The following is a 20,772-nucleotide window of genomic DNA, read 5'->3' as shown; positions in this document are numbered from 1 at the left end:
CGTTCCTCGCCGCCGGACGAAATGCGCATGAATGAAAAACGGAGCCTGCCGGTTTCCAAGCCGCCAAATCCAGCCAAATCGTTCCTCGAAAACGAACGTCCCACGCTGAAGACAATAGCATTCATGACTGGCCTGGGCGTAACCACGGTTTCCCGCGCCTTGAAGGATGCCCCTGAAATCGGCCCCGAAACCCGCAAACGCGTGCAATTGATCGCGAGGCAGATCGGATATCGCCCCAATCGTGCAGGTGTACGCCTTCGTACCGGTAAAACAAACGTCATTGCGCTGGTCCTTAATACGCAAGATGAAATCATGGGTTTTACCAGTCAGGTCATTCATGGTGTTGCGGATGTATTGGCCGAAACGCAGTACCATCTCATTCTAACGCCCTATTTTCATTCACGGGCACCCATCGAGCCAATCCGCTATATCGTCGAGACAGGTTCAGCCGACGGAATTATATTCTCACGCACAGAACCGGACGACCAACGCGTCCATTATCTGACCGAACATGATTTTCCGTTCGCCACCCACGGACGCACCGATACGGGCATCGAACATCCTTATCATGACTTTGATAATTTCACTTTTGCCCTGGAGATGGTCGGCAAACTGTCGGCGCTCGGGCGAAGGCGGCTTGCCCTGCTGACTCCGCCAGCGCACCTCACCTATTACCGGCATATGGTGGGTGGATTTTATGAGGGGCTGCGGACCTTTCATTGCAGCGGAACCCCACTTGAAGGGGTTGATCTTGATACGTCCCTTGAGGACTTGCGGCTGCATGTTGCTCAACTGATGAAGAGAGCAGATCGGCCGGACGGCATCATCTGCTCCGGCAGTGCTGCTGCATTAGCAATCGTTGCAGGTATCGAAGATGCGGGAATGAACATCGGCAATGAAGTGGATGTGGCAGCCAAACAGTCGACCGAGATTTTGCACTGGTTTCGTCCGGGGCTGATTGTTGTTGAAGAGAGTTTCAAGCTTGCCGGCCAACAACTTGGTAAAGCCATTCTGGGCCGGATCAACGGCAAGGACATCAAGTCCCTGCAGACAATAGGCTAGATGGGTGGAGGCCACCCCAATCCCGCGAGATCGGGATAGCCTCCAATCGCTCGGGAGGAGCGATGCAAAGTCAGTTTGCCGCCCGTTTCTTTCTGTTTTCTTCCGGCTGAAGCAAGGCTTCTGCGGCAGCGATATCGAGTGCTTCCGGGCGCGTGCATCGTGTTTCAATGTCGATGAAACGCTTTTCTTCACCTGATCTCAGAATGGCCAGCATGACATCGACCCCATGCAGGGCGCGTTCCAGCGAACAGCGCATATCGCGACCATCCAGGATGGCGGCCGCCATATCTGCCAATCCTGCCGCTCTATAGTTGGCCATCATGCCTTGCGAGTGCTGCTCATTGGGGATGCCAAAGGGGTGTTCCCAGTTTTCGACTGGTTCGGCTGGCTCACCCGGCTTCGCTATCTGGACTTCCCCACCGAAAAAATTTGGGTCCGGCAGATAGAGCGATCCTTCGGTGCCATATAGTTCCATGTTCGCATGGCGGTGCGCCCACACATCCCAACTCGCTGAAAGCGTTATTGTTGCGCCTTGCTCGAATTCCAACAGTGCGTGAATGGTTGTCGGTGTTTCCACGGGAATGGTTTCACCTTTGCGCGGCTCCGAACTGATTGTCCGCGTCGGTGTCGCCATGGAAGTCAAAGCCGCGACACGCTTCACAGGCCCGATGAGATTGACGAGATTCGCGATGTAATATGGCCCGAGATCGAGTATGGGGCCGCCGCCATGCTTGAAGAAGAAGTCCGGGTTCGGATGCCAATGCTCCATACCGTGGCTCATGACGTGGCATGTGCCTGAAGTGATGCGGCCGACATTTCCACTATCGATTTCGCGCCGCGCCAACTGGTGCGCGCCGCCGAGAAACGTGTCCGGAGCGCACCCCACTTTGAGACCGCGGCCATCGGCAAGTGCCTTCAGTTCCAGCCCCTGCTCCATTGAAAGAACCAGCGGCTTCTCCGAATAGGCATGTTTGCCTGCGGCCAGTATCTGCTTGGTTACGGCATAATGGGCATCTGGAATTGTCAGATTGACGATGATGTCTACGTCATCATTCCGAAGCAGTTCCTCAATAGTCTGTGCCTTTACGCCGAACTCTTCTGCGCGCGCATTTGCTGCCGCAAGATTGATATCTGCGCAAGCCATCATTTCGATGTTTCGAAACATAGGCGACAGCCGCAGATATGCAGCCGATATATTACCGCAGCCGATAATCCCGACACCAAGTGTCCTGGTCATTTCTTTCTCCAACTTAGAAAGTTCTTACGGTTTCGATGGAACGGCTCGCAAACCGGGTATCGTCCGACGGGTTATCGTGTTCCATGATGAAATAGCGGGCAGGCGTCTTGCGCAAAGCCGTAAACAAGGCAGACCAGTCGATGGTTCCGTGACCAACATCTTCCCAACCGTCTTCGTCGGCCTTTTCTCCATTCACCGCGATGTCCTTGACATGAACAGCCAGTATCCGGTTTCCGTAACGCTCGATCCATTCAAGCGGGTCGGCTCCGCCTTTGATGATCCAGGCAATATCGGCCTCCCAGGCCAGATCGGGCGAAGCATTGAGAATATGTTCCTGCGGCACGGAACCGTCAGCCAAGGGCCGGAACTCGAAATCGTGGTTGTGCCAGCCAAAGGCATAGCCTTCCTTGCGATAAGGCTCACCGGCCGCGACCAGGCGTTTACCAAACTCCTGCCAGCCAGCGACACTATCCGGGCGGCGATCTGCATCGAGATAAGGACAGAAGATCGCCTTCATATCGGCAACCTTGGCAATCTCCAGAACGCGGCTCACTTCATTTTCCAGCATATCCAGACCAAAATGGCCGGTGGGCATGGAAAGCCCCAAAGCGTCGAGATCCTTCTTTAATCGAACGGGATCACCATAAATCCCCCCGTAACCCTCTACACGCCGGTAGCCGAGGTCACGCAACATTGTGAGTGTGCGCTCCAGCGGCTGGAAATTGCGAGAGCTGTAAAGCTGATAGGAGTATCCGTTCATGTCCTTATCCTTTGAACTCGTTCCAGAATTGCGTTGGTTTTTCAGAGCAAAATGCACCCGTGCGGATCGACGCGGTGTCCGATCCGTCAGCCAAAATCCAATGGTCGCCTCTTGCTGGAGGCTGTTAAGGGGAGCGTTGTTCTCTGTTCATCTAAAGCCTCTCCTCCGTTTGAGCATCGAAAAGCGACAGGGTATCGGGTTTGAAGCCGATCCTGACCTTGTCTCCTGCCCGATAACGCTTTCCGGCTTCCACGCGCGCGGAAAGCGGATGCCCGTTCAGCCGAAGCCAGACCAGACTATCGGCGCCCATCGGTTCATCCAGATCGACCGTCGCCTCGAATCCGTCCTCGACCTCAAGCCTGACATGTTCCGGACGAACACCGAGTGTTGCCTTCCGGCCCGGCTGTAGCGCTCCGTCATATCCGTCCAGCCCTACGGCTGTCTGTCCGATGTGGAATACGGCCTTTCCTTCTGCGACCGCAATTTCACCAGCGAAGAAATTCATCGATGGCGAGCCCAGGAAACCCGCGACAAACCGGTTCTTCGGGCGGTTGTAGATCGTCAGCGGGTCGGCCAGTTGCTGAACCACGCCACCTTTCATCACGGCAATGCGATCCGCCAGCGTCAGCGCTTCAATCTGGTCGTGGGTAACGTAGATCATCGTGTTGCCGAGTTTCTGATGAAGGCGTTTGATCTCGACGCGCAGCTCGGAGCGCAATTTTGCATCGAGATTGGAAAGCGGTTCGTCGAACAGGAACACATCGACGTCGCGCACCAATGCACGACCGATCGCAACACGCTGACGCTGACCACCAGACAATGCCGAGGGTTTGCGTTGCAGCAAGGGTTCGATCTGGAGAATTTCGGCAGCACGCTTGATGCGTTTGTCGATTTCCCCCTTCGGCAGACCGGCCACGCGCAATCCGAAAGAAAGGTTCTTTTCGACAGTCATCTGCGGGTAAAGCGCGTAGGATTGAAACACCATGCCGATGCCCCGATCCTTTGGCTCATCCCAGGTGACATTTCGGCCTTTGATGAAGATGCTGCCTTCGGAAATATCGAGAAGACCAGCCACGCAATTGAGCAGCGTCGACTTTCCGCAACCGGATGGCCCAAGAAGCACGAGAAACTCGCCTTCCCCGATTTCCAGATTGAGATTTTGCAGCACATTGACCGTGCCGAAGCCAAGCGACAGGTCCTGGATGGAAACGCTTGAATTCATGAACTCATCCTTTCACTGCGCCAGCGGCAATACCGCGAACGAAATAACGGCCGGAGAGGAAGTAAACGAGCAGTGGCACGGCACCGGTAAGGATCGTGGCTGCCATATTGACGTTGTATTCCTTCACGCCCTGCATGGAATTGACGATATTGTTCAACTGCACGGTCATCGGAAAATTCTTCGTTCCGGCGAACACCACGCCAAACAGAAAGTCGTTCCAGATGCCAGTTACCTGCAAAATGATCGCAACTACGAAAATTGGCAGTGACATCGGCAGCATGATCTGAAAGAAAATTCGCCAGAAGCCTGCCCCGTCCACACGCGCCGCCTTGAACAATTCCGGCGGCAAACCGGCGAAATAATTGCGGAACAGCAGCGTGAGGATGGGCATGCCGAAAATCGTATGGATGAAGACAACGCCGGTCAGGGTGCCGAAAATTCCCAGCTCGCGTGTAATGATAACGAGCGGATAGAGCATGACCTGATACGGAATGAACGCCCCGAACAGCAGCACGGCGAAGAAGATTTCTGATCCCTTGAACTTCCAGTTTGCCAGCGCGTAGCCATTTACCGATGCGATCGCGATGGAAACGATCACGCTCGGCACGGTGATCTTGATGGAATTCCAGAAACCTGCACTGATCCCTTCGCAATAAAGGCCGGTGCAAGCCTGGCTCCATGCCTTGACCCAAGGTTCGAACGTGATTTCGACCGGCGGCGCAAAGATGTTACCGAGCCGAATTTCAGGCATACCCTTCAGGGATGTGACAATCATCACATAAAGCGGCAGAAGGTAATAGACGGCAGAAACAATCAGCACACTGTAGAGCATGATGGTTGCTGGGGCAAAGCGCCGTTTCGGTTTACGCCCCCAGGGCTGGGAGACCTGCTTCGCCGCAGGACGCGTCTGGTCCGTTGCAGCTTCGGGTCCGGCTCGTACCCTCCCGTTCAGAACAGCTTCCGTCATCGCGTTTTTCTCCGGCTATGCTCAAACATCGTCCACGGAACGAGGATGATCAAAACTGTAGTCAACATGACCGTAGATGCAGCAAGCCCCTGCCCCAGATTGGCCCAGCCGAACATGAAGTCATAGACGTATTTTGCCGGCACTTCCGATGCGATGCCGGGACCGCCATTGGTCATGGCGACAACCAGATCGTAGAGTTTGACGATGCCGGTCGCGATCAACACGATGGTCGTCACCAGGACGGGGCGCATCATCGGCAGGATGATGAACAGATAGGTTTTCCATTTCGGAATGCCGTCAACTCGTGCGGCCTTCCAGATTTCCTCATCGACACTGCGCAGCCCCGCCAGCATCAGGACCATGACGAGCCCTGTCATCTGCCAAAGCCCGGCAATGACAATCGCATAAATGACGTAGGTCCGGCTCGACAGGATCGCCATATGGAAATTTTCAAAACCTATATCGCGGACCACTTTCTCCAGTCCGAGTTGAGGATTGAATATCCACTGCCAGACAAGACCTGTCACGATAAACGACAGGGCATAGGGATAGAGAAAGATTGTGCGGAACGTATTTTCGAAACGAATCTTCTGGTCCATCAATGCCGCAAGGACAAAGCCTGTCACGAGCGAAAAGCCCATGCACAAGACACCATAGATCGCAAGATTGCGGACCGACACATGCCAGCGGGTGGCAGAGAACAGGCGCGTGTATTGATCGAAGCCGACAAAGTTCAGCATCGGCAGCGATTTGGAGGATGTGAAGGAATAAAGGACTGTCCAGAGCGTGCAGCCAATGAAGACCACGAGAACCGTCGCGATCATCGGAAGGGCTGCAACCTTCGCATTCAGATTGCGAAATATTCCCGGCGGCTTTCGACGATTGCCCTCTTCGATGACGGCCATGATATTCCTCCCTATCCCGGTTTTCGGGGTCCTGCACCGCCATCCTCATGAAGGCGCAAGACCAGACCGAGACTATTGTGCCTGCTCGATAATCTCCGCAAAACGTTCCTGAATGTCATCAACGGTCATATCGGGATTGGAGAAAAACTCAGCCGCCAGACTTTCGATCTGTCCTTGCGTGTCCGGTGCGCGTAACTGCTCCACTGATGGAACGATGTTATCCGGGTTCTTCAAAATCTCGATGCCCGCACGCATGCAAGTCGAGGCTGCCTCAAGATCGACATCGCCACGGATCGGCAGAGAACCCTTGGCAAGATTGAACGCGATCTGCGTATCCTTGGAAACAAGCATGCTGGCCAGCTTTAGCTGCGCCTTCGTAACTTCCGGGTCCTTGTTCTTCGGGAAGTAGATCGCGTCGCCGCCAGTATCCAGATATGGATGGACACCGAGTCCCGGCAAGCAGTCATAATCCTTGCCTGCAACCTTTCCGGCTGTACCAAACTCACCCTGCGCCCAGTCCCCCATGATTTGCGTTCCTGCGCGCCCGGTCAGCACCATATTGGTCGCCTCGTTCCATGAGCGGCCAACATAACCCTTATCAGCCAGTTCGCGTGCCTGCGCCAGCGCTTCAAAGACCTTCTTCATTTCAGGCCCTCGCGCCGCATCGGCATCCTTGTCCTTGTTGACCTTCAGGTAAAGGTCCTTGCCGCCAATCGCAGTCGTCAGCACGGTCAGTATGCCGTTCACCTGCCAGCCGTCACCGGTTGCGAGAGGAACGATGTTCTTTTCCTTCAGCTTGGGAGCCGCAGCGACAAGATCATTCCAATTCTTGGGCGGTTCTGTTCCGGCATCACGAAATGCTTGCGGATTGACCCACATCCATTCCCAGGAATGAATATTCAGCGGAACGCAGTAAAGACGTCCTTCAAAGGTGCAGGATTCCAGGAGGCTCTTAGGGCGAATGAAATCAGCCCAGCCTTCCTTTTCAGCAAGCTCGGTCAGGTCCATCATCAGGCCGCCTTGCACCAGCTCTTCAGCCTGCCGTCCATGATTGAGCTGCGTCGCCCCCATCGGATTGCCACCCAGAATTCGGCTGATAATGATGGGGCGTGCGGTAGAGCCGCTACCGGCTATCGCTCCATCGACCCATTTGTCGCCGCCGAGCGCATCAAATTTTTCAGCAAGAACCTTGACCGCCGCAGCTTCACCGCCGGATGTCCACCAATGGGTGACTTCAAGATTGGCCGCCGAGGCCGAACCTGCCATTGTCAACGCTGTCATAGCCAGACAAACGGATGCGGTGAGCGTCTTTGCTCTTTGAAGCAACATTCCATCTCCTCCCAAATCTGAAACGTTACAGGTATGGTATTCAAAAAGGTCTCACTTGCAACCCCTCATGTGCGCATCTTCAGAGATTCCACATCTGTGGGAAGATTAAGTGGTTGTTGTAACGGTATTTTTCTGATAGCATTTTTCTTGGAACAAAGCATTACAGTATGTGCCATTTCCGAACGAACGGCTATCGAAGCGTCAGAATCTGAAGAATCTGTAACGTTACAGATGCAAGCAATCTCAACAGAAAAAGCGCCCGTTTGGGCGCCTTCTCATGTTTTTTCAAACCCGATTGAATCAGGCGGCCTTTGTCACCAAGCCGTGCGGATCGAGAACAAACTTTTTGGCAGCGCCCTGATCAAAGCTCTCATAGCCCTTTGCCGCATCTTCAAGCGATATCACCTGAGCGTTGACAATATCGGCTATGTTGAGACGTCCATGAAGAATAGCCTGCATCAGCTGGCGATTGTACTTGAGCACTGGCGTCTGCCCCGTATGGAACGACTGCGCCTTGGCCCAACCGAGGCCGAAGCGCAGGGACAGGCTACCTTGCTTTGCGGCATTATCGACGGCTCCCGGATCTTCAGTGACATAGAGCCCCGGAATACCGATGGCCCCTGCCGGGCGGGTGATCTCCATCATCTGGTTAAGCACAATTGCGGGTTGTTCACCGCCGCTGTGGCCCCGTGCTTCGAAACCAACGGCGTCGATAGCACTATCGACTTCGTTACTGCCGGTGACCTCAGCGATCATGTCGCCGAGACGGTCGCTGGCTGAAAGATCGATCGGTTCGAACCCGACTTTCCGTGCGTGATCCAGACGTTCCTTGTTGAAGTCGCCGATCATGACGACCGCAGCTCCCAGAATGCGTGCGGATGCGGCGGCGGCAAGTCCGACTGGCCCCGCGCCCGCGACATAGACAATCGAGCCGACTCCGACGCCAGCCTTGACGGCACCGTGAAAACCAGTTGGCAAGATATCGGACAGCATCGTCAGGTCGCGGATTTTTTCCATCGCTTGTTCGCGATCGGGAAATTTGAGCAGATTGAAATCCGCATAGGGAACCATGACATAGCGGGCCTGTCCGCCAATCCAGCCTCCCATATCGACATAACCATAGGCGCCGCCGGCACGCGACGGGTTGACCGTCAGGCAAACGCCAGTGTCCTGGGATTTACAGCAGCGGCAACGTCCGCAAGCGACATTGAATGGCACCGAAACGATGTCGCCCACGTCGAGCATTTCAACATCGCTGCCCTTCTCGATAATTTCACCGGTAATTTCATGGCCAAGCACAAGACCAGGCATGGCAGTGGTGCGTCCCCGGACCATATGCTGATCTGAGCCGCAAATATTGGTGGAAATTACCTTCAGTATAACGGCGTGGTCCAGCTTCCTCCCGTCCGGTGCCGCCAACACTGGGTCTTCAATATCGCGTACTTCGACTGTCCCGGGCCGCAAATAAACGACGCCACGGTTCTTGCTCATGTCTACCTCCTCCAGGTCGAACAACACTGACAGATTTCAAACAATGCAATGATCGATAGTTTTCCGAGCATACGTTGGAACGCCCGTTTCTGGGAGGTTACAGACAGAACGCGTGTGGTTCAGTCCCAATCGCGACACGTCTCATTCAAATTGACCGTCAGAAGACTGGCTGCTGGCAGTCAGTAGGTAGCGGACTTTGCCTGCGCCGCATCTTCGTCGAAAATGAATGCAGGACCAATCACACGTACATTGCGGTCACTCATGGGAGCAAAAGACGTTGCCGAAATCGCGACCTCGTCATTGCGTGTCGGTCGCGTGTCCGGCATGGGCACGACCACGTTTTTGAATGCATGACTGCCTTTGCTATTGGCTCGCAATTCGCTGATCTTGTTGACATAACCAGCCCAATCGCACTTTTTGAAATCGCTGCCGCCTTGATAATTGTAGGCAGTTGGAAGCTCGATGTAGGACTTGCCGTTGGAAACGGAAACCATGTCCGCTGTTTCGCCATTCGGATCGGTCAAAATATAAAGATCGACATTCTCCCCCTGACAGATAAAGCGGCATTGCGCCAATGTCTCCGTCACATTGTCGGATTTCTGGAACTGCGAATGCGGAGCCGGAAAAAGATAACCGTCCGACAAGCGCACGCAATAGGTCAAGGCGCCCTTCACACCGCTGGGAACCCACGGCTTGCCGGGCGTGGTGACCGAAGACGTTTTCGGCCGGTCGAGTTTTACTTTTGCAGTTTGCGGCGCAACCGGCTGTTCGGCACACGCCCTAGAAGAAAGCGAACTGGACGCGAGTTGCCGCTGGATTTCAGCAATACGCTGGGCAAGATCACGACACGGATTGAAGAAACCTCCACGTTCGTCGCCCCCCTTGCAGCCGCGGCTCCGCTCCATTGCGCGCAGGGCTGAAAGCTGGCGTTGCGTCATCAAATCCGCGGCGCCGGCTGCTCGCGTGCAGGACGCGGCAGCCAATTGCGGATAACAAATCAGTCCAATCAAAAGCAGCAAGGCGAAAGATTTTGTCACAACAACACCGTTGAAACTCAAGACTTCTGACAATTATCCTGCCGACAAGAGGTGAAGCGGCCTTTCCATTTCCGAATTCCCACGCTTGGGGTTCAGCACTTCATCCGGGTCCATTTCCGAGACCAGGGCGGCCAACGCCAATCGCAGATAAAGAGGCGCATCAGTCCGATCTATCGCCTTCAGGGCAACTCGCGAAATACCGAGAGAATGAGCCAGCTCCTGCTCGGATGTGTTCAGGGATGCACAGATTCTCGCGAGCTTTTCGTATGCACGTCTACCCATTGCCGTCGTTCCCTCCTCCAATTTTCTGGCGATCCGTTTCGGTCGCCATTGTTTTTCATCGTTCTGTTTCAACCCGAGACGGCCTTACCCTTAACCGGTGATCGCCCCCGACTTGATGAGGGCTGCAATTTGATCCGGGGCGAGCTTTGTGTCGGTCGAGATGAAGCCGCAGGAGCCCAGATTACGGCAACGCATCACCTCAACTATTGATCATATCTTGCCCGCAACAATAGAAGGACATTTTCTTACATTAAGCAACGTGAAATATCAGACAGAAAATAAAACTACTTCAACCAAACAAGGATAACCAAACAACCCTTATTTATGGCACATACCGGTTTTGAGTATACTGACTCCTTGTATACTTTTTATGCTAAATGTTTGATTTCTATATGTAATAAGTCCGAATCCCCCTGAATAGGGGAATGCCAACACCCGCAAATTTTGCCATCCTTAATTGAAATCCAACAAGCGCATCAAATGTAAATTGCAGAGATTCCAAACGAAACAAAGGTTAACTTTATCTGGAAGAATGGAGCCCCAATGCGCTTTCGGGTCGGGTGCAGTAGCAGCGCATGGATTGAATCAAAAAACTGGCGAAGAATCGACATCAGGTCCACGCAAGTGCGCGCGACCTTCTGCTCGCCAAGTCGGACGCAAACAGGGATGTGAGTCCCTAGAAGTCATCCCGGTGGCGAATGGATTGCAGATAGGCGTAGGCAGTACCCAAAAGCACGGGGACGATTACCAAAGCGGTCCAGAATAGAATGTTGCTCATCTCTGCCCTCTCCCATAGTGCGTAGCGATGTGCATTCTGCATCTCTGCAGGCACTATTCTAACACGGAAATGGCTGTCCTGCTCCAAATTCTTAATGGAAGGTTAATGCGCTTCGACGTCCTGACGGGCAAATATCGTCACCAACCAGTCGATAAATACTCTGACCCGCGGAGAAAGCTGACGGTCCCGGGGGTATATGACAGAGACTGGTGATGGAGTTGGAGGACAAGCGGTGAGTATCTGCACCAGTTTTCCATCACCGATGTGCTTCATCGCATGATAACGGGGAATCTGTATGATCCCCAGCCCCTCACAGGCAGCAGCCGTATAGCTCTCGGCGGCATTGACCGTGAGTGACGCAGGGATCGTGACGGTGCGCAATTTTCCGTCGATCATGAATTCCAGCGGCATGCGCGTAATACTACCGCTCGCCCTGAAACCGATCATTCGGTGACCTTCGCCCAACTCGTCGGGGTGTTGGGGGTGCCCAAATCGCGAGATATAAGAAGGGGATGCGACGGTGATCTCATCCAGCACCGTAACGCGCCGGGCAATCATGTCGCTGTCTTGCAGCGCACCAACGCGCAGAACGCAATCGATACCTTCCCGAATCAGATCGACGAACCGGTCTCCCTCGGTCATATAGAATTCGATCTCGTTATATTTTTCCAGAAAGGCTGGCAGTTCGGGAAAAAGAAAATGGCGGGCCAGTGTTCCTTGAACCTCAACTCGAAGCAGGCCTTTGGGCGCAGCTCCGGAAAACCCGCCTTCGGCATCCTCCACATCAGCCAGGATTGCTGTGCAACGCTGGTAATAGGCCTGACCATCAAGCGTTGGATTGACGTGTCGGGTGGTCCGTAGAAACAGCTGCGTACCCAGTCGTCTTTCAAGCTGCTTGATCGCGTCGGTAACGGTGGAACGCGGAATTCCGAGATCTTCGGCAGCCAGGGTAAAACTGCGGCGTTCCAATACGCGGGTGAAGACCCGCATCGCGTCGAACCTGTCCATCTGATTGTTCGCTCTTCTCGGATAGTGATACCAAATAATGCCCGATTAAACGGCTAGAGAAAAGTGCGATCTTGTTGGTGCTTACAAAACGGACCTAAGTGATCGGAGCACAGAATGTCAGATATGAAAAACGGGGTTGCCATCGTCACCGGAGCATCGCGAGGCATCGGTGCCGCCATTGCCGAACGTCTGGGGCGCGATGGTTTTACGGTTATCGTCAACTATGCCGGCAACGCTGCGATGGCCAACGCCGTGGTGGCCAGGATCAAGGCTGCGGGAGGCGTCGCGCTATCAGCACAGGCCGATGTTGCCGATCCCGTCGCGGTAAAGAAAATGTTCGATGCCGCCGAAACCGCATTCGGAGGAGTTGACGTCCTCATCAATAATGCCGGTATCATGGCCCTATCACCTCTCGCTGCTACCGAAGATTTGGATTTCGACAAGACTGTATCGGTCAATCTAAAAGGGACATTCAATACTATGCGGGAGGCAGGCAGGCGCCTGCGCGACAATGGACGCATTATCAATTTTTCGACCAGTGTGGTTGGCCTGAAACTGGAAAATTACGGTATTTATGCAGCGACCAAGGCCGCCGTCGAAACGCTGACGGGTATCATGGCCAAGGAAATGCGCGGTCGAAACATCACCGTCAATGCCGTCGCCCCCGGCCCCACCGCGACTGACCTCTTTTTGGATGGAAAATCAGAGGAAGTCGTTGCTCGCATGGCGAAGATGAGCCCGCTCGAACGGCTCGGCACACCGGAGGACATCGCAGGCGTAGTGGCGTTTCTCGCAGGACCCGACGGCGCTTGGGTGAACGGCCAGACCTTACGCGCCAATGGTGGGTTCATCTGAAATACGGACATGCTCTGCGAGGCAGGTATCTCGCAGAACGTATTTCCCCTAAAACTATCCTAATAGTTGTAGATAATCCCTATTCGCCTTGACAGTTTGTCGCGGTGAGGCTTCACATGAGCCGGATTCTTTTCGCCTTTTCTAAATAAATCGGAATTGGCATCGGTCGTTGTGAGGGGATGCAAATGCTTATTGGTTACAACCGGCTTTTACGGGCCTTTGCAGTCGCAGCTTGCCTTTTGGCAGCTCCACACAGCACGCAAGCCGCCGAAAGTCGGCAGATAGAGATAACCAAAGACAGCGATTATTTCGGCTTCGACCTGCGAACAGAGAAAAATGTCTCCCTTGACCAGTGCAAAAGCATTTGTCTGGGCGACAACGCCTGCCTCGCCTTCACCTACAATCCGAAGGTCAAATGGTGCTTTCTGAAGTCTGATTTCAACAAGCTCAATCAGTCCGTTGGTTCCATCGCAGGTAAGGTTGTAACCCAATCCACAGCAGCCCGCGAAGTTGAAGATATTGGCGCTCCGCCAACCATCTCCTTTTTTGCCGCCAATCTGATTGACGAAGCCCGACGCTTGAAGCGCGAACTGGCTGGCCTCGAAAGCCCCGACAGCCTTCGCTCGTTGAAGAGCGATGGCGCGTCTGCAGCGTTGAATGGCGACCCTCGCACGGCGATGGAAAAGTTCCGCCTGGCTGTCAGCATGTCCCCTGATGAAAGCGAAATCTGGGCCGGTTATGCGCTGTCGGCGCTTGCGACCGAGCCATCCAACGGGCAGGAACGTTCAAAATTCCAACGCGATGCGACGTCCGCCTCCTGGTTTGCCTACCAGACTTCGCGCACCAAAGAGGAGCGCGCGCAAGCGCTTGCCATCATGGCCCAGGCGCTCGAAAAGCGCGATGCATCCCGCCCGGCCTTGCAAGCCTATGAAGCGAGCCTTGATCTCGTCAATTCCGCATCCGTTCGTGCGGCCTATGAAGACCTGAAAGCCCGTAAAGGCTTCCGTATCGTCAACAACACAGTCGATAATGACAATGCCGCGCCGCGCATCTGCGCGCAGTTCTCCGAAGAATTGGTGAAAAGCGGAGTCGACTATTCGAGCTTCGTCACGCTCGACAATGGCGCACCGCAGGCAGTTGAAGCCAAGGATCGCCAGATTTGCGTCGAGGGACTGGAGCATGGCCGCAATTATACGGTGACGTTCCGCCAGGGTCTGCCGTCGACTGTCGGCGAAGTGCTGCCAGCGCCGGTCAATCTTTCGATCTATGTGCAGGACCGTGCTCCATCGGTGCGTTTTACCGGCGACAGCTTCGTGCTGCCTGCCAAGGCGCGTCGCGGCATTCCGTTGGTCAGCGTCAATCTGGATGCAGCCAAGGTCAAGCTCTACCGCGTCGGCGACCGTTCGCTCGCTCAACTTCTTTCAGGTTATCAATTCCTGCGCCAGCTCGACAGCTACGACATCAGCACGGTATCCGACCAGTTGGGCGCACCCGTCTGGGAGGGCGAGATCGAGGTTGCAGGCAATCAGCTGAATAAGGAAGCCACAACCAGCTTCCCGGTTGATGAGGCGCTGCCCGAACGCAAGCCCGGCGTCTATGTACTGACTGCCGAACCGCTGGTTCAGAAGCCCGATGATGCATATGGCACCAAGGCAACCCAGTGGTTCGTCGTCTCCGACATCGGCCTTTCGACCTATACCGGACAGGACGGCATCAATGTATTCGCCCGTTCGCTGGAAAGCGCAGAACCGCTTAAAGGCGTGAAGCTGACGCTGCTTGCACGCAACAATGAAGTGCTGGGCGAAGCGACGACCGACAGCGATGGCCGTGCGACGTTTACGCCTGGCCTGACACGCGGCATCAACGGCATGGTGCCAGCGGTTCTGATGGCCAGTCAGAATGACGACGATTTCACATTCCTCGATATGGCGCGCGCTGGTTTCGATCTTTCCGATCGTGGTGTGTCTGGCCGTGCAGTGCCGAAAGCGCTTGATCTTTATGCATGGACGGAGCGCGGCATTTATCGCGCGGGCGAAGTCGTGCATGTGGGTGCGCTTGCGCGTGACGAGACCGCAACGGCGATTGACGATCTGCCGCTCACCTTCATCTTCACGCGTCCCGATGGTGTGGAAGATCGCCGTCTCGTTTCCGACAGCAAACTCGCCGGTGGTCATGCCGTCGACCTGACCTTGCCGTCGAACGCCATGCGCGGCACCTGGAATGTTTCGATCTATACCGATCCCAAGCAGCCTGCGATTGCCACGCAGATGTTTCTGGTTGAAGATTTCGTTCCGGACCGGATCGAGTTCGATCTGACGTCCGACAAGCCGGAAATTGCAGTAGGCGAAGCCGCCAATATCACCGTGGATGGTCGTTTCCTCTATGGCGCCCCTGCCGCGGGCCTTGCACTCGAAGGTGAAGTCACGCTTTCGACCAAGCGCCAATGGGACCGCTTCAAGGGCTATTATTTCGGCCTCGCTGACGAAGAACAGGGCGAAGCCACCCGCCTTCCGCTCGATGGTCTGTCGAAGGTCGATGAAAACGGCAAGGCTACTTTCACGGTTGCGGTCGACGAAATGCCGTCAACGACGCGTCTCGTAAACGCGGCCGTGACAGTTCGTATGCGCGAAACCGGTGGTCGTGCTGTTGAACGCAAGATCGACATTGCCATTCAGCCGGAAACCGATCTCATCGGCATTCGCCCGAATTTCGCTGGCGATGAAGTCCCGCAGGGTGGAACCGCGAAGTTCAGCCTGATCGCCTCTGACAGCAAGGGTGATCGTAAGGCGCTTGACGGCGCGCAATGGTCGCTGGTCAAGATCGAGCGTAATTATCAGTGGTATCGCAATGGCAACAGCTGGAACTATGAGCCGGTCACCTTCACCAAGGCGATTGCCAACGGCAAGATCGATCTGAAAACCGATAGTGAGGCTGAAATCAGCCTGCCGGTCGATTGGGGTCGTTACCGTCTGGAAGTAGAAACTACCGACGCCTCAGGCCCGGCTAGCAGCTACGAATTCGATGCGGGCTGGTATGTAAGTTCGACCTCGACCGAAACACCGGATGGGCTGGAAATTGCGCTCGACAAGGAACATTATGCGGCGGGTGACACGGCAGAACTGAAAGTTTCGCCTCGTTTTGCCGGTGAGTTGCTCATCACCATCGGTGCAGAAAAGCTGCTCAAGACCATCACGGCCAGCGTTCCGGAAGGTGGCACGACCATCGATATTCCGGTGGGTGAGGATTGGGGTGCGGGCGCCTATGTTACGGCAACGCTGTTCCGTCCGGGCGAGGCCGCTGAAAGCCGCATGCCTACGCGAGCGATTGGTCTTAAATGGCTGAAGGTCGATCCTGCCGACAAGCAGCTTGCGGTCAAGCTGACCCCGCCTGAAAAGATCGCTCCGCGTTCCACACTTTCCATTCCGGTTTCGGTTGAAAATGCGGGTGGCGAGCAGGCCTATGTCATGGTTGCGGCAGTCGATGTCGGCATTCTCAACCTGACACGCTACCAGCCGCCGAACCCTGAAAACTGGTTCTTCGGCCAGCGTCAGCTGGGTCTTGAAATGCGCGATATGTATGGTCGCCTGATCGATGGTTCGCTCGGCGTCACCGGCAAGCTGCGCACGGGTGGTGATGGTGGCAATATGGCAGCCGAAGGCAGCCCCCCCACCGAAAAGCTGCTAGCGCTGTTCTCCGGTCCGGTAGAACTCGACAGCGATGGCAAGGCGACGATCAGCTTCGACGTACCGCAGTTCAACGGCACTGCGCGTGTCATGGCTGTCGCATGGTCGAAGAAGGCCGTCGGTCACGCGGTTACCGACGTCATCATTCGCGATCCGGTGGTTATCACTGCTGGCCTTCCGCGCTTCATGGCGCCCGGCGATCAGGCAAATATCCGCTTCGATATCGCCAATACGGATGCGCCGGATGGCGATTATCATGTGAGCCTCGAGACCACCGATAATCTCGGGGTTCAAGTTGGCTCCTATCCTGAAAGCATCGCGCTAGCTGGCGGGAAGCGGCAGTCGATCACCGTTCCGCTCAATGCTGTCGCCACGGGTGCCGGTGGTGTGACGATCCGGCTTTCCAACGATGCGGGTCTCAATGTTGAACAGGCTTTGGCATTGCCGGTGCGTCCGGTGGATCTGCCGGTCACGAGCCGCCATGTCGTCAATCTCGCAGCCAATGGCGGGAGCCTGAAGGTCGATGGCGGCCTTCTGTCAGAGAGCCTGCTTGACGGTGCCTTTGTCAGCGTCGGTGTCACGCGTAGCGCGGCCTTTGATGTCCCAGCCCTGTTGATGGCGCTCGACCGCTATCCTTATGGCTGCACAGAGCAGACCACCAGCCGTGCTCTCCCGCTGCTTTACTTGAGCGAAATGGCGGCAGGTACGGAAGCGGCAGCGGGTCTGGAAAGTCAGGAAGAACTTAAGAAACGCGTCCAGGATTCCATCTTCCGCGTGCTGAACAACCAGTCTTCAAGCGGTTCGTTCGGCCTGTGGTCGCCGGGTTCGGGTGATCTCTGGATGGACGCCTATGTGACCGACTTCCTCACGCGTGCTCGTGAAAAGGGGTATGACGTGCCGCAGCAGGCAATGCTCTCTGCGCTCGCCAATCTGCAAAACGCTCTCGGCTATACAACCGATGTGACAGAACGCGGTAACGACATTGCCTATGCGCTTTACGTTCTGGCGCGCAACAAGAAGGCATCAGTCGGCGACCTGCGTTATTATGCCGATACTCAGCTTGAAAACTTCGCGAGCCCCATGGCAGTCGCACAGCTTGGCGCAGCACTCGCCCTTTATGGTGATCAGCCGCGTTCCGAACGCGTCTTCGATGCGTCGCTCCAGCTTGCAACCAGCCAATCCAGTTTCGACTATAATCGCTCCGATTACGGTTCGCCGCTGCGTGATGGTGCTGCAATGCTTGCGCTTGCTTCGGAAACCAAGCCTGCGCCGAAAGTGCTGCCGTCGCTGATCACGCTGGTCGAGTTCCAGCGTGAAAAGGCGCGTTATCTCAGCACGCAGGATCAGGCATGGATGCTGCTTGCCGCACGCGGCCTGCAGGAAGACAATGGAGCAATCAGCCTCGACATCAATGGCACCGCGCATCAAGGTGCATTCTCAGAACGCCTCAATGGTGCAACCCTGGAAGCGCAGCCGCTGATTGTCACGAACAAAGGACAAGGCTCGGTCGACGCAGTCGTGACCGCCGTAGCGCCGCCGGCCCAATCTCTTCCTGCGGGTGGCGAAGGTTTCAATATCGAGCGCACCTATTATACGCTTGACGGTGAACCAGCCAATGTCACCGGGGTCAACCAGAATGAGCGCTATGTGGTTGTCCTGAAAATTGACGATTTGCAGGAATGGCAGTCACGTCTGCTCGTGACAGACCTCCTGCCAGCTGGTTTCGAGATCGATAATCCAGGCCTCGTTTCCAGTGCCAATCTCGGCAATTTTCCATGGCTTGAAAGCACGCAGGCAGCGCATCTCGAATTCCGCAATGATCGCTTTGTGGCGGCTTTCGACCGCTCTGCAGGCACGAAGAGGCCGATCACACTGGCCTATGTGGTGCGTGCGGTGACGCCGGGTCTTTACACCCATCCGGCGGCCACGGTTGAGGACATGTATCGTCCGCAATTTGCAGCGCGCACGGCAACCGGCATGATGGAGGTGGCAGCGCCGTAAGCAATCCCAAAAGTGGGACCGGTTTTCGGACAAGATCATGGCTAAACATAAATCATGTCCAAAGAGATGAAAAGGCGATGGAAAACAGCCATTGGCGGCGCCGTGTTCCTCTGCATCGCCGCTTTGGGAACGGTGGTCGGGCTGGACTGGCTCGACCGCGCATATCCTCCGCCTTTGCCGGAACGGCTGACCATTTCCACCGAGGTCATGGATCGCGACGGCTCGCTGCTGCGGGCCTATGCGACGCCGGACGGATACTGGCGGCTTAACACCCGGATTGAGGACGTTGATCCAAATTTCCTGAAAATGCTCATCGCTTATGAAGACAAGCGTTTTTACGATCATGGCGGCATTGATTTCCGGGCTCTTGCACGGGCTGCGATGCAGCTTGCCGGCAGCGGCCGCATTGTATCCGGTGGATCGACGCTTTCCATGCAGCTTGCGCGCCTGATCGAGCCGCGCGAAAGCCGCAGCTTCGGTTCCAAATTCAGGCAATTGGCCCGCGCTATCCAGATCGAACGGCGGCTGAGCAAATCCGAAATCCTCGAACGCTATCTGACACTCGCGCCCTATGGCGGCAATCTGGAAGGTGTGCGCTCCGCGTCATTAGCCTATTTTGGCAAGGAGCCCTTGCGCCTGACCATATCGGAAGCAGCTTTGCTCGTTGCCTTGCCGCAACTGCCAGAACGTCGCCGCCCGGATCGGGCGATGCAGAATGCAGTTGCAGCACGTGATCGTGTATTGAAACGCATCGTTTCGGCGGAGGTGTTTACGGAAGAGGAAGCTGACCGCGCATCGCGTGAGCGCATATCCGCTACTCGTCATCCCTTGCCTTCATTGGCCGCCCACTTTGCCGATCTGGCGCTGAAGCAGGCTCCCACCGAAGCACGCCATCATCTCACGCTCAAAAAATCCGTGCAGGCAGGACTGGAAGCGGTTGCGCGGGAAGCCGCAGCGAAACTTGGGCCGAGAGTCTCGGTTGCCATGGTGCTGGCCGACAGCCGCAATGGCAACATTCTGGGTGAAGTCGGTTCCGCTGACTATTTCGATGGCAAGCGGCAGGGCTGGATCGACATGACCCGCGCCATGCGCTCGCCCGGCTCAACGTTAAAACCTTTCATCTATGGGCTGGCCTTCGAGCAGGGACTGATTGCGCAGGAAACCATCATCGAAGACCGCCCGCTGGATTTTGCAGGCTATCGTCCGCGCAATTTCGATATGAGCTATCAGGGCGATGTCAGTATCCGTCAGGCGCTGCAAATGTCCCTCAATGTGCCGACTATCAGCCTGCTCGATGCGGTCGGCCCTGCACGGCTGACGACGCGCATTCGTCAGGTAGGTGTCAATCTGCAACTGCCTAAGGGCGAAGCGCCGGGACTTGCTATCGGCCTTGGCGGCGCGGGGATCAGCCTGCGGGATCTGGTGCAGCTTTATACCGGGCTTGCGAATGGGGGTCGCGGCACGGCCTTGCGTGATGGCACCGAAAGCTCGGAGCCTGTGCAGCCCTCCGCCCCCATTCTCACCGAGCAGGCGTCTTGGCAGATTGGCGATATTCTGGCCGGTGTCGTACCGCCGCAAGGGGCGAAACGTTTAGGCATCGCTTACAAGACCGGCACATCCTATGGTTATCGCGATGCTTGGTCGGTCGGCTACGATGGCCGCTATGTGCTGGGTGTCTGGGTCGGCCGTGCCGATGGCGGCTCGGTGCCGGGCCTTGCAGGCTATGTTTCGGCGGCACCCATCCTGTTTGATGCCTTTGTGCGCTCAGGCATCGCTTCCGTACCGCTTCCGCGTGCGCCAGCCGGCGCGTTTCGCACTGCACGTGCCGATCTTCCGGTGACGCAAATACGCTTTTCATCCGCAAGCGATCCCCTGCCGGTTGTCAAAGCCTCGATTGAGCCTGCGCCGCGCATCGTGTTTCCGCCCGATGGCGCGCATGTGGAACTGAAAGCGCTGACGGACAATGCGTCACCCTTGGTGCTAAAATTGCAGGGCGGACGCGCACCGTTCCGCTGGCTCGCCAATGGCAAGCCGATCGCCGAGATCGAACGGAGAAGGACGACAAACTGGCGACCGGACGGAACCGGATATTCGACACTGACCGTAGTCGATGCAGCGGGGCGGGCCGCAAGCGTCAGCATTTTTGTTGAATAAC

General features: G+C 55.8%; 14 protein-coding genes. 4 read left to right on the top strand and 10 right to left on the bottom strand.

The window, feature by feature from the left end:
• Positions 1-27 precede the first annotated feature (27 nt).
• Positions 28-1,062 carry a LacI family transcriptional regulator gene (locus tag ACS5UA_RS16800; RefSeq protein WP_183515021.1) on the top strand — a complete coding sequence of 345 codons (1,035 nt, stop codon included), beginning with the start codon at positions 28-30 and terminating at the stop codon, positions 1,060-1,062.
• Between the two features lie 70 nt (positions 1,063-1,132).
• On the opposite strand, the gene ACS5UA_RS16795 is transcribed toward ACS5UA_RS16800, so the two are convergent.
• The 10 genes from ACS5UA_RS16795 to ACS5UA_RS16750 all read right to left on the bottom strand — a co-directional run bounded on the left by ACS5UA_RS16795 (position 1,133) and on the right by ACS5UA_RS16750 (position 12,078).
• Positions 1,133-2,299 carry a Gfo/Idh/MocA family protein gene (locus tag ACS5UA_RS16795; protein ID WP_273770990.1) on the bottom strand — a complete coding sequence of 389 codons (1,167 nt, stop codon included), beginning with the start codon at positions 2,297-2,299 and terminating at the stop codon, positions 1,133-1,135.
• Positions 2,300-2,312: 13 nt separating this feature from the next.
• The gene (locus ACS5UA_RS16790; RefSeq protein ID WP_273770991.1) at positions 2,313-3,059 is read right to left on the bottom strand and encodes a sugar phosphate isomerase/epimerase family protein; all 747 of its coding nucleotides are present in this window, start codon (positions 3,057-3,059) and stop codon (positions 2,313-2,315) included.
• Positions 3,060-3,210: 151 nt separating this feature from the next.
• Positions 3,211-4,281, bottom strand: a complete 1,071-nt coding sequence (locus tag ACS5UA_RS16785; protein WP_021585655.1) for an ABC transporter ATP-binding protein — start codon at positions 4,279-4,281, stop codon at positions 3,211-3,213.
• 4 nt (positions 4,282-4,285) lie between these two features.
• The gene (locus ACS5UA_RS16780; protein WP_273770992.1) at positions 4,286-5,248 is read right to left on the bottom strand and encodes a carbohydrate ABC transporter permease; all 963 of its coding nucleotides are present in this window, start codon (positions 5,246-5,248) and stop codon (positions 4,286-4,288) included.
• Complete coding sequence (locus ACS5UA_RS16775; protein ID WP_006468712.1) at positions 5,245-6,153, bottom strand: carbohydrate ABC transporter permease; 909 nt, start codon at positions 6,151-6,153, stop codon at positions 5,245-5,247. Before ACS5UA_RS16775 ends, ACS5UA_RS16780 begins: the two co-directional genes overlap by 4 nt.
• 72 nt (positions 6,154-6,225) lie before the next feature.
• On the bottom strand, positions 6,226-7,482 hold the full coding sequence (locus ACS5UA_RS16770) for an ABC transporter substrate-binding protein (protein WP_273770993.1): 1,257 nt from the start codon (positions 7,480-7,482) through the stop codon (positions 6,226-6,228).
• Positions 7,483-7,782: 300 nt separating this feature from the next.
• Entirely contained in the window at positions 7,783-8,973 is a 1,191-nt protein-coding gene (gene fdhA, locus ACS5UA_RS16765; RefSeq protein ID WP_006472269.1) for a formaldehyde dehydrogenase, glutathione-independent, read from the bottom strand.
• A 179-nt stretch (positions 8,974-9,152) separates the two neighbouring features.
• Positions 9,153-9,911 (bottom strand): DUF2865 domain-containing protein, encoded by a 759-nt coding sequence (locus ACS5UA_RS16760; RefSeq protein WP_235694466.1) that lies wholly within the window; start codon positions 9,909-9,911, stop codon positions 9,153-9,155.
• 132 nt (positions 9,912-10,043) lie between these two features.
• Complete coding sequence (locus tag ACS5UA_RS16755) at positions 10,044-10,364, bottom strand: hypothetical protein (RefSeq protein ID WP_006468708.1); 321 nt, start codon at positions 10,362-10,364, stop codon at positions 10,044-10,046.
• A gap of 808 nt (positions 10,365-11,172) precedes the next feature.
• Positions 11,173-12,078, bottom strand: a complete 906-nt coding sequence (locus ACS5UA_RS16750) for a LysR family transcriptional regulator (RefSeq protein WP_273770994.1) — start codon at positions 12,076-12,078, stop codon at positions 11,173-11,175.
• Positions 12,079-12,192: 114 nt separating this feature from the next.
• On the opposite strand from ACS5UA_RS16750, the gene ACS5UA_RS16745 reads away from it, so the two are divergent.
• The 3 genes from ACS5UA_RS16745 to pbpC all read left to right on the top strand — a co-directional run bounded on the left by ACS5UA_RS16745 (position 12,193) and on the right by pbpC (position 20,771).
• Positions 12,193-12,933, top strand: a complete 741-nt coding sequence (locus ACS5UA_RS16745; RefSeq protein ID WP_273770995.1) for an SDR family oxidoreductase — start codon at positions 12,193-12,195, stop codon at positions 12,931-12,933.
• A 179-nt stretch (positions 12,934-13,112) separates the two neighbouring features.
• A complete protein-coding gene (locus tag ACS5UA_RS16740) occupies positions 13,113-18,617 on the top strand; it encodes an alpha-2-macroglobulin family protein (protein ID WP_273770996.1) in 5,505 nt (1,834 codons plus the stop codon).
• A 54-nt stretch (positions 18,618-18,671) separates the two neighbouring features.
• On the top strand, positions 18,672-20,771 hold the full coding sequence (gene pbpC / locus ACS5UA_RS16735) for a penicillin-binding protein 1C (RefSeq protein WP_273770997.1): 2,100 nt from the start codon (positions 18,672-18,674) through the stop codon (positions 20,769-20,771).
• Position 20,772: the final 1 nt, after the last annotated feature.

Origin of the sequence: Brucella sp. RRSP16, from assembly GCF_052246815.1 — a bacterium.
GTDB classification, from domain to species: domain Bacteria; phylum Pseudomonadota; class Alphaproteobacteria; order Rhizobiales; family Rhizobiaceae; genus Brucella; species Brucella intermedia.
This window is presented reverse-complemented; position numbering and strand designations above follow the sequence as displayed.